This is a genomic window from Ralstonia mojiangensis, assembly GCF_023955645.1.
Lineage (GTDB): Bacteria > Pseudomonadota > Gammaproteobacteria > Burkholderiales > Burkholderiaceae > Ralstonia > Ralstonia mojiangensis.
Window position 1 is genome coordinate 710,252 of sequence record NZ_JAMXHU010000001.1, and the last position, 13,462, is coordinate 723,713.

The following is a 13,462-nucleotide window of genomic DNA, read 5'->3' on the forward strand; positions in this document are numbered from 1 at the left end:
TGCCGATCACAGGCCCAGCGCTTGTTTCTGCAGGCCGATCAGCGTGCGGATGCCTTGGTCGGCCAGGTTCAGCAGTGCATCCATTTCGGCGCGCGAGAACGGCGTGCCTTCCGCCGTGCCTTGCACTTCCACAAAGCCGCCGCTGCCCGTCATGACGACGTTCATGTCGGTATCGCAGGCGGAGTCTTCGGGGTAGTCGAGGTCGAGCACCGGTACGCCATCCACCACGCCCACCGATACGGCAGCCACGAAGTCGCGGACCGGGTTGCCCACCAGTTGGCCCTTCTCGCGCATGACAGAGACAGCGTCATATGCCGCGACGAACGCGCCGGTAATGCTGGCCGTGCGTGTGCCGCCGTCGGCCTGCAGCACGTCGCAGTCGAGATGCAGCGTGTGCTCGCCCAGCGCGCGCAGATCGAACACCGAGCGCATTGCGCGGCCGATCAGGCGCTGGATCTCCTGCGTGCGGCCGGTCTGCTTGCCGCGCGCCGCCTCGCGGTCGGAGCGCGTGTGTGTCGAGCGCGGCAGCATGCCGTATTCGGCGGTCACCCAGCCCTCGCCGCTGCCTTTCTTGTGAGGCGGCACCTTGGGCAGCACGCTGGCCGTGCAGAGCACTTGCGTGTCGCCAAAGCACACCAGCACCGAGCCTTCGGCGTGGCGCGTGAAGTTGCGGGTGAGGGTGACGGGGCGGAGTTGGTCGGGCTGGCGGCCGCTGGGTCGCATGTGGGGTCTCGCTGAAGAAAACGGATAGCCCGACATGATACCGGCCCGCGCTGCGCTTAGCAGGGCGGGCCGGATGGAGACGGTGTGACGGCGTTTAGCGCGTCAGATTGCTTGTCTTGTCGATAGCGGCGCGGATTTCAGCGATGGAACGCTCGATTTCCTCTTCCGACATCAGCCCCGATTCGCTTTGCGGTGCGTCCAAGATGGACGTGGTGAAGGCGTTCAGGGGGAGGGTGTCAGTCTGCACCGAATCCTGCGTGGTGGTCACCGCGTCCAGCTCCCACATCATGGAGATGGCGGTGGTGTTGTCGGCGGTGTCGCCGGCATTGCGCAGCGCGCGGGCAATCAGTTCAGGAATCGCCTGCGTGACCGAGAAACTGGTGCAGGTGTCGACCAGCTCGTCTTCCTGCACACTGCCCCACAGGCCGTCGGAGCACAGCATGGCAACGTCGCCCGGCTCCAGGTTGACCGGTCCGCCGATATCGATCAGCGGCAGATTGGGCGAGCCCAGGCAGTTGTAGATCTTGTTGCGCTCCGGGTGGTGCGCGACCTGCATTGGCAGCACACGGTCCTGTTGCAGCAGGTTCTCGATCTTGGAGTGATCGCGCGTGCGCGTCACCAGTTCGCCCTTGCGCATCAGGTACATGCGCGAATCGCCGGCGTGCGCCCAGTGCAGCGAGCCGCGCTGGGCCAGCGCGCAGACGATGGTCGTGCGCGGCGCATCGGGCAGGCCGTTCGTCTCGGCATAGCGATGGATGTCACGGTGCGCGAGCATGATGCTCTCGTGCAGGAAATCACGCGGATTGCGAATCGACGGACGTGCGTGGCGCTGGAACTGGCGCGCCATGGTCTGCAGCGCTTGTTGGGCGGCAACTTCGCCCAGGGAATGCCCGCCCAGGCCGTCGCACAGCACCATCAGCATGGCATCGCGCGTGAAGCAGTAGCCCATGCGGTCCTGGTTGACGCGTCGCGCGCCTTTTTTGCTTTCTTGATAAACCGAGAATCGCATTGCGGCTAGATGAGTATTCGATGTGGAGATGCGGTGCAGCGGCAAGTCCTGCCTAGTGTTGCACCGTTTTGAAATCATACTCCGCCTATCGGCGGCGACTTGGCTGTCAACTGTCCCGGCGGCGCAACAGGCGGCTCATGAAACGTGTCGTCAACGCCTCTTTTTCTTCAGGCACCGGGCCACCCTGGGTGATGGCGGTCAACGCCTGCAGTTCGGTCAGCGCGTTGCTTTCTTCACGCAGCACTTTTTGCAGGCGGAACACGCTCTGGGGGCGCTCTTCCGGCTTCATCTTCAGGCACCAGCCAACCAGATCGATCAGGCTGGCCGTATAGACCTTGCGCAGGCGCTCCAGGCCTTCTTCCAGCTTGTCGTCTTTCTCACGCTGCGTGGCTTCCTGGGGCGGCGTGCCGGCCATGCAGGCATAGATGGTGGCGCCGATGCTGTAGATGTCCGTCCACGGGCCCAGCTCGTTGTGCTTGCGGTACAGCTCCGGCGCGGCAAAGCCCGGCGTGTACATCGGCTGGAAGCGCGAGGCCTCGGCGGTGAGCGTCTGCCGCGCGGCGCCAAAGTCGAGCAGGATCGGCGAAAAGTCTTCGCGCAGGTAGATGTTGCCGGGCTTGATGTCGAGGTGCAGCAGCTTGTGGATGTGGACTTCGCGCAGCCCGCTCATCAGGTCATGGAAGACCTGGCGAATGAAGCGTTCACGCAGCATCTTCAGCTTGCCTTGCTGACGCGCGGTGAGGATGTGCTCCTGCAGCGTTTTACCCTGCTCATACGTCATCACCATGTAGACGGTGCCATTTTCCCGGAAGAAATTGAGCACGCGCACGATGGCAGGGTGGGAAATCTTGGCCAGCGACCGGCCTTCTTCAAAGAAGTATTTGAGCCCGAGCCGGAATGCACTCGCGCTTTCTTCGGGGACGACCGGAATCAATTCGCCCGGCGCACGACGCGCCAGCGAAGACGGCAGGTATTCCTTCACGGCCACCGGCGTCCCATGTTCGTCGGTCGCAAGATAGACGAAGCTGAACCCCCCGCTGGCCAACTTCTTTACAATACGATAATTGGACAGCAAGGTGCCGACCGGCAACGGGGCACTGCGTGGCTGTCCTGAGCCTTTTGACTCTGTCATGGGTTTGTGTGGCGAAATGGCTGTCGGATTCTCCCTGACCAGTCCACACGTTGTAAAGCGACAAAAGGTGGGGGATTCCCCGCCAATTCCGGGCGTTAAATAACCGCCGCCGGATTTCCTGATTCGATCAAGAACAACACACCACGACTCCATGATCTACAGCATGACCGGCTACGGCGTTGCGACGCGCCAGGCAGCCTTTACCGATGCCCATGGCGCACCCAGCGGGAGCGTCGCCACTGTCTCGGTCGAATTCCGCACCGTCAACTCGCGCTTTCTCGATCTACTGTTCCGGGCGCCGGAAGAGTGCCGCGCCTTCGAGCCGGCCCTGCGCGAAATGCTGATGAGCGCACTGTCGCGCGGCAAGCTGGAGTGCCGGATTAACCTGCAGCGACAGGAAGCCGCCAGCGATGTTGCGGCGCTCAATGTGGACCTGCTGCAACAACTCGCCAAGCTGGAGCAGGCGGTCACGCGCCACCTGCCGGCATCGGGTTCGCTGCGCATGGGCGAAATCCTGCGCTGGCCCGGCGTCCTGGCCGAGCCACAACTGACACAGGACGCGCTGCGCGATGCCGTGATCGAGGCTGCCAAAGAGGCGCTCACGCAACTTCTGGAATCACGTCGCCGCGAAGGCGATGCGCTCAAGGCCGTGCTGCTTGACCGTGCTGACGCAATGCTCGCCATCGTCGACAAACTCACGCCGATGGTGCCGGTCCTGATCCAGCAGCATCAGGACAAGCTGACCGAGCGCCTGCGCGAGGCGTTTGGCCTGGCTGCGCCGGAAGGCACGCCGGCATTGACGCGCGACGAACTGTCCGAGCGCATTCGCCAGGAAGCCACCGTTTATGGCATCCGCATCGATATCGCAGAAGAACTCTCGCGCCTACAGGCACATCTGCGCGAGACGCGCCACATCCTGGAGAAGGGCGGCCAGATCGGCAAGCGCCTGGACTTCATGATGCAAGAGCTGAACCGCGAGGCGAATACGCTCGGCTCCAAGGCGGCCGCCAAGGAGTTGGCGGATGCATCGATGGAACTCAAGCTGCTCATCGAGCAGATGCGCGAACAGGTCCAGAACCTCGAATAACTCGAAACCATAGAACTAGAACATGCCATCCTCTCAAGCGCACTCTGCCGTCGATACGCCCATCGAGAATCATTTTCCGGGCAGCCTGTTCATGGTCGTGGCACCGTCCGGCGCCGGTAAGTCGACGCTGGTGAATGCGCTGCTGGCGCAGGATTCCTCGATCCGCCTGTCGGTCTCCGCCACCACGCGCAAGCCGCGTCCGGGCGAGCAGCACGGCCGTGAATACAACTTCATGACCGTCGAGGAGTTCAAGGCTTGCCGTGATCGCGGCGAGTTTCTCGAATGGGCCGAGGTGCACGGCAATTACTACGCCACTTCACGCGTGTGGATCGAAGAGCAGATGCGTGCCGGCACCGACGTGCTGCTCGAGATCGACTGGCAGGGCGCTCAGCAGGTGCACCAGCGTTTTTCCAATGCTGTCGAAATCTTCATCCTGCCGCCATCGCTCACAGCGCTGGAAGAGCGCCTGAAGAAGCGCGGCCAGGACGAGCCCAACGTGATCGTGCGTCGCCTCCTCGCGGCCGGCTCCGAGATGGCGCACGCACCCGAAGCCGACTACGTGATCATCAACGAAGTGTTCGATACCGCATTGGCCGAGCTGCGCACCGTGGTGCAGGCAACGCGTCTGCGCTTCGGTGCTCAAAAGGCGCGCCACGGCGAGCTGTTCGTCGAGCTGGGCATTCATTGAGCAAGCAGCGCATTCGCGTTTTTCAGCGCGATTGCGAAAGTGTGGTAGCGCCTGTGCCCCAGTGTTGTCCGAAGTGAGTGCTGCGCTGCTGCTAAAATATCGAGATCAACAAGATTTGCCACCAGGTGGAGTTTTCATGGCGCGTATTACCGTCGAAGATTGCTTGAAACAGATTCCGAATCGCTTCGAACTGGCATTGGCCGCAACGTACCGCGCCCGTCAGTTGGTGCAGGGCCACACGCCCAAGGTCGATGCCAAGGACAAGCCGACCGTGACCGCATTGCGCGAAATCGCATCGGGCCAGGTCGGTATCGAGATGCTCAAGAAGGTTCCGTCCTGAGCTGAGGCGCGTTACCTGGCATTACCTGGCGTGGTACGCTGCCTCGGTCATTGATCGTTCTGGCGATCTTTCATGGATTTGAAAGCCGCGAACGCACTAGACCCCGGCATGCCTACCTCGCCCGCTTCTTCGCCCAGGACCCAACATTCCGCCACGCACGGCAACAACGTGCCGTCGGTGGAATCGTCCGCGAGGTCGTCCGGTTCTGCGCCGGGCGTCTCCACGGGTCCTTCTGGGTCTTCCACCGTTTCCATCGTTTCCATGCCGTCCTCCGCTTCCGGCTCCGGCCCTGCGTCGCCTCGTACGGGCGCGCCGAACTTGCCTGATCCGCGTGGTGCCGACCTAGTAGGGGAGCGGGCAGCCCTGCCGCCAAAATCGCACAAGGGCGCAAGCGCCGACGCGCCCGAGCAGACAGCGATGCCCGAGGGTGCCGACACGCTCTTTATCGATGCGGTGTTGGAGCAGACCTATCGGCATCTGTTTGGTCCGACCTCGCAGCCCGCGGCACCGCCTCGCCAGCAGGTCGTTTCCATTTCGGGGCTGACCGAAAAGCTCTCGTATCTGAAGCCGGCTGATCTCAAGCTGGTGAAGGAAGCGTTCCACTTCTCCGATGAGGCGCACCTCGGGCAGTACCGCCAGAGCGGCGAGCCTTACATCACGCATCCCGTGGCCGTGGCAGAGATCTGCGCAGGCTGGAAGCTGGATGTGCAGTCGATCATGGCGGCGCTGCTGCATGACGTGATCGAAGACCAGGGCGTGACAAAGAGCGAGCTGGCCGAGAAGTTCGGCCCCAAAGTCGCAGAACTGGTCGACGGCCTGACCAAGTTGGACAAGCTCGAATTCCAGAGCCGCGAGCAGGCGCAGGCGGAGAGCTTCCGCAAGATGCTGCTCGCGATGGCGCGCGATGTGCGCGTGATTCTCGTCAAGCTCGCCGATCGTACGCACAACATGCGCACGCTCGACCACGTGCCGCCGGAGAAGCGCCGGCGCATTGCGGGCGAGACGATGGAGATCTACGCGCCGATCGCGCACCGCCTCGGCCTGAATACGACATACCGGGAGCTGCAGGAGCTGAGCTTCCGCATCGGCTCACCGTTCCGGTACGCTACGCTTGAGAAGGCGGTGAAGGCCGCGCGCGGTAATCGACGCGAGGTCGTGAGCCGCATTCTTGAAACGGCCCAGCGTGCGCTGACCGATGCGGGCATCCCGGCCGAGATGACCGGCCGGGAAAAAACGCTGTACAGCATCTACCGCAAGATGCACGACAAGCAGTTGTCGTTCTCGCAGGTGCTGGATGTGTATGGCTTCCGTGTGGTGGTCGACACGCAGATGCAGTGCTACATGACGATGGGTGCGCTGCACAGCTTGTACAAGCCGATGCCCGGTAAGTTCAAGGATTACATCGCCATCCCCAAGATCAACGGTTATCAGTCGCTGCACACGACGCTGGTGGGCCCGTTCGGCACACCGGTCGAGTTCCAGATCCGCACGCGCGAGATGAACCAGATTGCGGAAGCCGGCGTGGCCGCGCACTGGATGTACAAGCAGCACCACGACGAGCCCGATCGCGCGCAGCAACAAGCGCATCAGTGGCTGCAATCGCTGCTCGATATTCAAAGCCAGACGGGGGATTCGCAGGAGTTTCTTGAGCACGTCAAGATCGATCTGTTTCCGGATGCCGTCTACGTGTTCACGCCCAAGGGCGAGATCCGTGCTCTGCCGCGCGGCGCCACGGCGCTGGACTTCGCCTACGCGGTGCACAGTGACCTGGGCAACCAGTGCGTGGCGGTCAAGATCAACAACGAGCTGCTGCCGCTGCGCACGGAGCTGAAGAACGGCGATATCGTCGAGGTGGTGACGGCGCCGTATTCGAAGCCGAACCCGGCGTGGCTCACCTTCGTACGCACCGGCAAGGCGCGTGCGGCGATCCGACATTTCCTCAAGACGGCCAAGCTGGATGAGGCGATCCAACTTGGCGAGCGTTTGCTCGAGCAGGCGCTGCGTCAGATCGGCATCGACATGAAGGCCGTGTCTGCCCAGGTGTGGGAACGCATCGTGCAATGGACAGGCAACAAGGCGCGTGAAGACGTCTTCGCGGATCTCGCACTCGGCCGGCGAGTGGCCGCCGTGGTTGCGCGCCGCCTCGAAATCCTTCTGCAGGAAGGTGGCCACGACGGCGACGAGGCGTTGATGGCGGCCGTACACACCTTTGCTGGCGAAGAAGCGCCCGCCGTCACCGTCAGCGGCGACGAAGGCATGGCGATGGTGTTCTCGTCATGCTGCCGCCCCATTCCCGGTGACCCGATCGTCGGCTATATCGGCAAGGGCGAAGGCTTGCAGATCCACGTGCAGGAATGCCGCGTGGCCAAGCGCCTGCATGGCAAGGATCCGGAGCACTGGATTGACGTCATGTGGGCTGAACATACGACGCGTGCGTTCGACGTGTCGATCAAGGTGCTGGTGCGCAATACGAAGGGCATTCTTGCGCGCGTAGCAGCGGATTTGACTTCGGCTGACGCCAACGTGGCCCACGTATCGATGGAGCAGGAGGGCGATCAGGAGGCGACGTATATGACGTTCCTGATCCAAGTGCACGACCGCGTGCACTTGGCCGATGTGATGCGCGCGCTGCGGCGCAACCCGGATGTGATTCGCATTGCGCGAGATCGCGGCGGAGATTGATGCTCCACGCAAAAACAAAAAGGCGAGGCCAGAGGGCTTCGCCTTTTTTGTTTGTGGTCCGCTTGCCGCGCACACACTAGAGCGCTTTGACGCAGCGCTGCATGCGAGTTCGGCACGGACAAAAGAAAAGGGCTTCCATTTCTGGAAGCCCTTTTCGTTCTCGTATTAGGTTGGCGCGGCTGGCAGGATTCGAACCCACGACCCCTTGGTTCGTAGCCAAGTACTCTATCCAACTGAGCTACAGCCGCAACCGAGAAATGAGATTATACAGAGATTTTTCGTCTTGTGAACCCCCTTCTTCACTTTTTCTTCGAGAGGGACCAACTTTCTATAATGGAGCCTTGATCCACCGTGGCTTCCATCATGAACAAGGCTTTCGTCCGGGAAGATTCCGGCGATGACGAAGACGACCTGCCCGAGGGCGCTGCGCCCTTGCCGCCGGGTTCCAAGAACTACATCACGCCAGCGGGCTACGAGCGCTTGCGCACTGAGCTGATGCACCTCATCGACACCGAGCGGCCTGAGGTGGTCGGCATCGTGTCGTGGGCCGCATCCAATGGCGATCGCTCTGAAAACGGCGACTACCTTTACGGCAAGAAGCGCCTGCGCGAGATCGATCGCCGCATCCGCTTTCTCACGCGCCGTATCGAGAAGGCCGAGGTGGTCGACGCCAGCTTGCAGGGCGACAACGATCAGATCTTCTTTGGTGCGACAGTCACCTACGTCAACCAGCGTGGTGATGAGACTACCGTCACCATCGTCGGCATGGATGAGGTCGATCTGGACATCGGGCACGTGAGCTGGATCTCGCCGATTGCGCGTGCGCTCATCAAGGCGCGCGAGGGGGACACTGTGCCCCTGCGCACGCCGACGGGCGTCGAGCAGATCGATATCCTCGAAGTCAAATATCCGCCGCGCGCAGCTTGAGTGTGGACTCAGGCCGGGTGCCCCAGACAGTAAGCACCGAAGGCGATCACTGAGCAGGCCGACAGGCGCCGCGCTGTGAGTGACTCCTTCAGGAACAGTCGGCCTAGCAGCGCGGCAAACACCACCGACGTTTCGCGCAGGGCTGAGACGGGCCCCATCGGCGCGAGCGTCACAGCCCAGATGACGATGCCGTAGGCGATGAGCGAGACCACGCCGCCGCCAAACGTCTTGAGCGTGTTGGCGTCGCGCAGGTCGATGTTCAGCGGGCCTTTCCACGCGCGATAGAGCAGCACCATCGGCAAGCCGTCGAGCATGAACAGCCATGCCGAGTATGCATTTGCATTGCCTGCCGCACGCGCGCCGATACCATCGCACACCGTGTAGCACGCGATGAATACGCCCGTGGTGAGTGCCGCCAGCGTCGAACCAAGGTCGGCCTTGCGGCCCCGCGCCAAGCTGAGGATGCCGCCGCTCACCAGCACCACGCCCGCCAGCGCAATCACACCCGGCATTTCGCCCGCAAACAGCGCGGCGCCCATCGTTACCAGCAGCGGCGATGATCCGCGCGCAATCGGATACACCTGCCCGAACTCGCCAAACCGATACGCGCGCGCGAGGAATACGTTGTAGCCGACGTGCAGCACCGCGGACAGCGCCACATACGGCCAAGCGGCCGGCGCGGGCAACGGCAATGCAATCGCCATCGGTATTGCTGCCGCGCCTGAGGCCAGCGTCATCAACGTGATGGCGCGCAGGCGATCGGAGCCGCTTTTCAGCAACGCATTCCATGAGGCATGGAGCAGGGCGGCGCAGAGAACCAAGGCGATGACGGCGGGGGTCACGGTGACGATGTGCGTGAAGTGAGAGTCGGGTCGATTTTTCTCACTCGATGCTGTGTCAGTGAGAGCAAGAAGGTGCCAGCGTAGCGCTGCAAAGTGTGATCAACAATCGATATATACTGACTCGATCTGTGCAAAAAACTCACGCGAGATGCGCCAGTTGCCCCCTCTGAATGCCGTGCGTGCCTTTGAATCTGCGGCGCGCCATCTGAGCTTTACGCGTGCGGGCGAGGAGCTGAATGTCACGCATGGCGCGGTCAGCCGCCAGGTTCAGGCACTGGAGGCGTGGCTGGGTGTGTCGCTGTTTCGCAGGCTGAATCGGCGAGTGGAACTGACCGATGCGGGCCAGCGCTACCTTGCCGAGATTGGCGTAGCGCTTGATCGCATCAGCACGGCCAGCCAGGCGTTGCGCGACCGGGATGCTGTACGCATCCTTCGTGTGAACAGCATCCCGACGTTCACGATGCGCTGGCTGATTCCACGGCTCTCGACGTTTCAGATGCGCTTTCCGCGCGTGGAGGTTCGGCTGACCACCTCCATTGAAGAGATCGAAGACTTGCCCGACCATTTCGACGTGATCATTCGCGGCGGGCCGGAGGTTCATGCGGGCTTTCAGTCAGGACGCTTTCTGGACGAGAGCCGCTTTCCGGTGTGCAGTCCGGTGTTGCTGGAGCGCTTGCCGTTGTTGAGCCCATCCGACTTGCGGCATCACACGCTGCTGCATTCGGATACGCTGCCCTCGGTGTGGCCAAGCTGGCTTGTGCTGGCCGGCGTGCCGAACCTGCGGCCCGCACATGCGCTTACGTTTGAGCATTTCTATCTGTCGATTCAAGCCGCCATCGATGGCCTGGGTGTCGCGATGGGTCCATCTGCACTCATCACGGATGATTTGGAGGAGGGGCGTCTTGTGGCGCCGTTCCCGAATCTCGCGCTGGTCGCACGCAGTTACTACTGGTACAGCCCTGCGCGCAATCTTGGTGACGAAGTGGTGCAGGCGTTTTGCGCGTGGCTGGGCGAGGAACGACCGCAACGTCACGCAAACGTGAACACATTTCCGCCCTCCGGTAACGGAGGTAACGCCGCGTAACACCCTAGAGGCGACGGCGGAACACGATGCTACGATCCATTCAAGTTCGATTGGTTTGAGAAGGAGGTCCTCACATGAAGAAGAACGCATGGATTCTCGCTGCATGCCTGGCGGCCGCCGGTGCGGCCGGTTCGATCGCTTTGCCTGCACAGGCACAAGTGTCGATCGGTGTGCAGATCGGCCCGACCTACGCGCCACCGGCGCCTCAGTACGAGCCTGTGCCGGTCTTGCAGCCGGGCTACGTATGGGTGCCGGGTTACTGGCAATGGCGCGATGGCCGCTATGTATGGCGTCGCGGCTATCGCGAACATGGCCGGCCGGGTTACCACTGGCGCGAGCCGCGTTGGGAGCAGGGTCCGCACGGCTGGCAAATGCGTGACGGTGGTTGGGATCGCGGCGACGACGGCCGCTGGCGTGGCCGCGATCGCGACTGGGATCACGGTCGCGATCGCGACGACCGTTACCACTGCCCCCCGGGCCACGCGCGCAAGGGCGAATGCTGATGATGTAACGACGGGCCGGTCATGTACCTGCCTGTTTTTTGCGGGCAGGTCTGTCGACGCCGCAGCCGCCGGATAAGAGGCCGCGGCGCTTTCCGGGAGGCAACATGACAATGGAATCGAACTGGCGCACCGAGCTGTACAAAGACTTCGACGTCTACGTACTGGCCATTCCCCGTGCCGAGCGCAAATCCGACAAAGGCGGGGAGGGACCCACGCAGTGGGATTTTGTCGTGCGCATCTGCGAGTCCGGCGCAGACCCGACGGCCGTCGAAACGCTCGTCGCCCATTCGCATGACGACCGCCCGCTGCCCACGCGGGAAGCCGCCGAAGATGCCGGGCTCACGCGCGGCTATGGCTTGATCGATGAATTGCTGGGACGCAACCCCGTCCAGCAGTCGATCGATCTCTGACGTGGGTTACGCCGCCAGCGCTGTGTCGCGAACGTGCCGGCGCGCGAATTGCCACCACAGCCACGTCGAGTCGGGACCCGGCGCGTGGAATGCGTAGCGCGGGTCGCCGCCGCTCCAGGCGTGGCCCATGGTAGTGAGTTGGCACAGGCTGACGACGCATTCGCCGTCGCGTATGTCGTTGCGCAGGACATAACCCTCGCCTCGCGTCGTTTCGCGTAAGACGTTGGCCCCCTCGCCCAGATGGTTCAGTGCGCGGAATTGCGCGGCCAACTGCGCCTGGTTGGCCGGGTTGACGGCCTCATCGCGCAGGCCGTGCAGAAGCATCGTCGGCATGCCGGGGTAGGTGGCCACGTTCACCACGCTTGAGAGCGCATCGACGGCGTCGACGCGTGCCCCGCGACGCATCAGGTTCAATGCAGACGCTGGCGAGCGTGCGACACCCAGGGCCGGCCCCGAATGCAGCGCCAGTGCGGCGAACAGCCTCGGATGGCGCAATGCCATCAGGCCGGCCAATCCCGCGCCAGCTGACAAACCTGCCAGATACACGCGCGAGGGGTCTGCGCCGGTTTGTGCCAGGGTTTGTTCGATCAGTTGAGCAATGCCGTCGGCCTCGCGCGCGCCGGCGTGCTCCGGGTCATACCAGTGCCAGCAGCATTGCGGATGCGCGCGGCGCGGCTGCTCCGGATACAGCACGATAAAACCCTCGCGATCTGCCAGTGCGTTCATGCGCGTGCCATGCGCCAGTACTTCTGCCGATTGCTTGCAGCCATGCAGCATCACCATCAGTGCAGGGGGTTTGCTGCCGCGTGTGGGCGGCGTGTAGAGCCAGTATTCAGGGCGGCGCGCCACCACGGCGGGCGACTCGGGTTCGTAGATGAATTGTTCGCGCACGAAGGTACCCTGGGTGGGCGTCGGGCGTATGCGGCGCGGGCTATCGCGGCGTGCGGTTGGCTTGAGCGGCTTAACCGGTTTGGGCGGCCATGACTGGCGGCCAAAGCCCGGCGTGGTCAGGGCGTCGACTAGCCGGGTGATGGATTTCATCCAAGTACGGTGCATGGCGGCGGAAATGGGCGCGGATGAGGACGATGGTGCCCGTGCTCTCCGAAGGGCCGCAAGTGGTTTCGATATTGGTAAGACAGTGTGCCAGTGATTTTGTTGCGTTGCAGCATTCAAAGTGGGTGAAGCGCCTCTTGAACGCCTCATCGCGGCTCAAAGTTTGCAATTGCGCCTGAGACTGTCATGGAGACACCGCAGGTGAGCGGCTACACTGCCGCGACGGGCCAGGCCCCCAGGGCATGCCCTTCAGCTTTCCCGTTCCCCGTTGTGTACTTATGGAGGTCGTTATGGGTTTTTTTGACTTCATCAAAGAGGCTGGCGAGAAGCTTTTCCACGGCAGCGCTGCGGCCGCGCCGGCCGATGCATCGGCGGATGCCGACGCCGCCAAGGCAGCCGACGATGCCAAGGGCCAAGCCATCCAGGACTACATCGCGCAACAGGGCCTGAGCGCCACGGCGCTTTCAGTGCAGGTTGAAGGCGATGCTGCCAAGGTATTTGGCGTAGCGCCCGACCAAGCCACGCGCGAAAAGATCATCCTGTGCTGCGGCAACGTCGAGGGCATCAAGTCGGTGGATGACCAGATGTCGGTCAATACCGAGTCGGAAGAATCGCAATGGCACACGGTGGAGCGCGGCGATACGCTTTCGGCCATCGCCAAGAAGTTCTACGGCGATGCCAACAAGTACCCCGCCATCTTTGAAGCCAACAAGCCGATGCTGTCGAATCCGGACAAGATCTATCCGGGGCAGAAGCTGCGCATTCCGGCGGTGTGATCTGTCTGGCGGTTGCATCAAGACAAAGGGCCTTCGGGCCCTTTTTTCTTTTGCTCACGCATGACGGCTGAGTGAGACACCTGTCGCATGCACTGCGACGTCTGTCTCGTTCGGCAGCGCTTTGCCGAGACGTCTTCAGGTGCCTGTCCATCTGCGGTTGCGATACCGCAATCCCTTGCGCCGAAAGGCTTTGCTGGCATTTTCCA

General features: G+C 62.5%; 15 protein-coding genes and 1 tRNA gene. 9 read left to right on the top strand and 7 right to left on the bottom strand.

All coding sequences use genetic code 11. The annotated features are described in order from the left end of the window. Nucleotides 1–6: 6 nt before the first annotated feature. The 3 genes from rph to NG898_RS03300 all read right to left on the bottom strand — a co-directional run bounded on the left by rph (nt 7) and on the right by NG898_RS03300 (nt 2,864). Nucleotides 7–723 carry a ribonuclease PH gene (gene rph / locus NG898_RS03290; RefSeq protein ID WP_252691061.1) on the bottom strand — a complete coding sequence of 239 codons (717 nt, stop codon included), beginning with the start codon at nt 721–723 and terminating at the stop codon, nt 7–9. Nucleotides 724–817: 94 nt separating this feature from the next. After that, nucleotides 818–1,732: a PP2C family protein-serine/threonine phosphatase gene (locus NG898_RS03295; protein WP_092969438.1), complete on the bottom strand. Its 915-nt coding sequence runs from the start codon at nt 1,730–1,732 to the stop codon at nt 818–820. A 106-nt stretch (nt 1,733–1,838) separates the two neighbouring features. Next, nucleotides 1,839–2,864, bottom strand: a complete 1,026-nt coding sequence (locus NG898_RS03300) for a serine/threonine-protein kinase (protein ID WP_004630936.1) — start codon at nt 2,862–2,864, stop codon at nt 1,839–1,841. Nucleotides 2,865–3,015: 151 nt separating this feature from the next. Here NG898_RS03300 and NG898_RS03305 point away from each other — a divergent pair, with 151 nt between their 5' ends. The 3 genes from NG898_RS03305 to rpoZ all read left to right on the top strand — a co-directional run bounded on the left by NG898_RS03305 (nt 3,016) and on the right by rpoZ (nt 4,979). Further along, the gene (locus NG898_RS03305; protein ID WP_252691062.1) at nt 3,016–3,951 is read left to right on the top strand and encodes a YicC/YloC family endoribonuclease; all 936 of its coding nucleotides are present in this window, start codon (nt 3,016–3,018) and stop codon (nt 3,949–3,951) included. A 22-nt stretch (nt 3,952–3,973) separates the two neighbouring features. Further along, on the top strand, nt 3,974–4,639 hold the full coding sequence (gmk, locus tag NG898_RS03310) for a guanylate kinase (RefSeq protein ID WP_024975230.1): 666 nt from the start codon (nt 3,974–3,976) through the stop codon (nt 4,637–4,639). Between the two features lie 136 nt (nt 4,640–4,775). Beyond that, nucleotides 4,776–4,979, top strand: coding sequence for a DNA-directed RNA polymerase subunit omega (gene rpoZ, locus NG898_RS03315; RefSeq protein WP_004630929.1), 204 nt, complete (start codon nt 4,776–4,778; stop codon nt 4,977–4,979). 47 nt (nt 4,980–5,026) lie between these two features. Here the strand turns inward: rpoZ and NG898_RS03320 are convergent, their stop codons facing one another. After that, nucleotides 5,027–5,242, bottom strand: coding sequence for a hypothetical protein (locus NG898_RS03320; RefSeq protein WP_252691063.1), 216 nt, complete (start codon nt 5,240–5,242; stop codon nt 5,027–5,029). On the opposite strand from NG898_RS03320, the gene NG898_RS03325 reads away from it, so the two are divergent. After that, complete coding sequence (locus tag NG898_RS03325) at nt 5,241–7,661, top strand: RelA/SpoT family protein (RefSeq protein ID WP_252691064.1); 2,421 nt, start codon at nt 5,241–5,243, stop codon at nt 7,659–7,661. The genes NG898_RS03320 and NG898_RS03325 overlap by 2 nt on opposite strands. 171 nt (nt 7,662–7,832) lie before the next feature. On the opposite strand, the gene NG898_RS03330 is transcribed toward NG898_RS03325, so the two are convergent. Then, nucleotides 7,833–7,909 (bottom strand) — tRNA-Arg (locus tag NG898_RS03330). Nucleotides 7,910–8,024: 115 nt separating this feature from the next. On the opposite strand from NG898_RS03330, the gene greB reads away from it, so the two are divergent. Further along, a complete protein-coding gene (gene greB, locus NG898_RS03335; RefSeq protein ID WP_024975233.1) occupies nt 8,025–8,588 on the top strand; it encodes a transcription elongation factor GreB in 564 nt (187 codons plus the stop codon). 8 nt (nt 8,589–8,596) lie between these two features. Here the strand turns inward: greB and NG898_RS03340 are convergent, their stop codons facing one another. After that, a complete protein-coding gene (locus tag NG898_RS03340) occupies nt 8,597–9,430 on the bottom strand; it encodes a DMT family transporter (protein ID WP_252691065.1) in 834 nt (277 codons plus the stop codon). Nucleotides 9,431–9,578: 148 nt separating this feature from the next. On the opposite strand from NG898_RS03340, the gene gcvA reads away from it, so the two are divergent. The 3 genes from gcvA to NG898_RS03355 all read left to right on the top strand — a co-directional run bounded on the left by gcvA (nt 9,579) and on the right by NG898_RS03355 (nt 11,427). Further along, nucleotides 9,579–10,514, top strand: coding sequence for a transcriptional regulator GcvA (gcvA, locus tag NG898_RS03345; protein ID WP_252691066.1), 936 nt, complete (start codon nt 9,579–9,581; stop codon nt 10,512–10,514). Nucleotides 10,515–10,588: 74 nt separating this feature from the next. Then, entirely contained in the window at nt 10,589–11,017 is a 429-nt protein-coding gene (locus NG898_RS03350; protein WP_252691067.1) for a hypothetical protein, read from the top strand. Between the two features lie 104 nt (nt 11,018–11,121). Further along, the gene (locus NG898_RS03355; RefSeq protein WP_252691068.1) at nt 11,122–11,427 is read left to right on the top strand and encodes a hypothetical protein; all 306 of its coding nucleotides are present in this window, start codon (nt 11,122–11,124) and stop codon (nt 11,425–11,427) included. Between the two features lie 6 nt (nt 11,428–11,433). On the opposite strand, the gene NG898_RS03360 is transcribed toward NG898_RS03355, so the two are convergent. Then, nucleotides 11,434–12,468, bottom strand: a complete 1,035-nt coding sequence (locus tag NG898_RS03360) for an extracellular catalytic domain type 1 short-chain-length polyhydroxyalkanoate depolymerase (RefSeq protein ID WP_252691069.1) — start codon at nt 12,466–12,468, stop codon at nt 11,434–11,436. Nucleotides 12,469–12,770: 302 nt separating this feature from the next. Between NG898_RS03360 and lysM the strand changes: the two genes are divergently transcribed. Beyond that, nucleotides 12,771–13,256: a peptidoglycan-binding protein LysM gene (gene lysM / locus NG898_RS03365; protein ID WP_252691070.1), complete on the top strand. Its 486-nt coding sequence runs from the start codon at nt 12,771–12,773 to the stop codon at nt 13,254–13,256. Nucleotides 13,257–13,462: the final 206 nt, after the last annotated feature.

What these genes read in the sequence shown, in the direction of transcription:
- rph (WP_252691061.1), bottom strand. Translation starts at nt 723, where the DNA reads ATGCGACCCAGCGGCCGCCAGCCCGACCAACTCCGCCCCGTCACCCTC.
- NG898_RS03295 (WP_092969438.1), bottom strand. Translation starts at nt 1,732, where the DNA reads ATGCGATTCTCGGTTTATCAAGAAAGCAAAAAAGGCGCGCGACGCGTC.
- NG898_RS03300 (WP_004630936.1), bottom strand. Translation starts at nt 2,864, where the DNA reads ATGACAGAGTCAAAAGGCTCAGGACAGCCACGCAGTGCCCCGTTGCCG.
- NG898_RS03305 (WP_252691062.1), top strand. Translation starts at nt 3,016, where the DNA reads ATGATCTACAGCATGACCGGCTACGGCGTTGCGACGCGCCAGGCAGCC.
- gmk (WP_024975230.1), top strand. Translation starts at nt 3,974, where the DNA reads ATGCCATCCTCTCAAGCGCACTCTGCCGTCGATACGCCCATCGAGAAT.
- rpoZ (WP_004630929.1), top strand. Translation starts at nt 4,776, where the DNA reads ATGGCGCGTATTACCGTCGAAGATTGCTTGAAACAGATTCCGAATCGC.
- NG898_RS03325 (WP_252691064.1), top strand. Translation starts at nt 5,241, where the DNA reads ATGCCGTCCTCCGCTTCCGGCTCCGGCCCTGCGTCGCCTCGTACGGGC.
- NG898_RS03320 (WP_252691063.1), bottom strand. Translation starts at nt 5,242, where the DNA reads ATGGAAACGATGGAAACGGTGGAAGACCCAGAAGGACCCGTGGAGACG.
- greB (WP_024975233.1), top strand. Translation starts at nt 8,025, where the DNA reads ATGAACAAGGCTTTCGTCCGGGAAGATTCCGGCGATGACGAAGACGAC.
- gcvA (WP_252691066.1), top strand. Translation starts at nt 9,579, where the DNA reads ATGCGCCAGTTGCCCCCTCTGAATGCCGTGCGTGCCTTTGAATCTGCG.
- NG898_RS03350 (WP_252691067.1), top strand. Translation starts at nt 10,589, where the DNA reads ATGAAGAAGAACGCATGGATTCTCGCTGCATGCCTGGCGGCCGCCGGT.
- NG898_RS03355 (WP_252691068.1), top strand. Translation starts at nt 11,122, where the DNA reads ATGACAATGGAATCGAACTGGCGCACCGAGCTGTACAAAGACTTCGAC.
- NG898_RS03360 (WP_252691069.1), bottom strand. Translation starts at nt 12,468, where the DNA reads ATGAAATCCATCACCCGGCTAGTCGACGCCCTGACCACGCCGGGCTTT.
- lysM (WP_252691070.1), top strand. Translation starts at nt 12,771, where the DNA reads ATGGGTTTTTTTGACTTCATCAAAGAGGCTGGCGAGAAGCTTTTCCAC.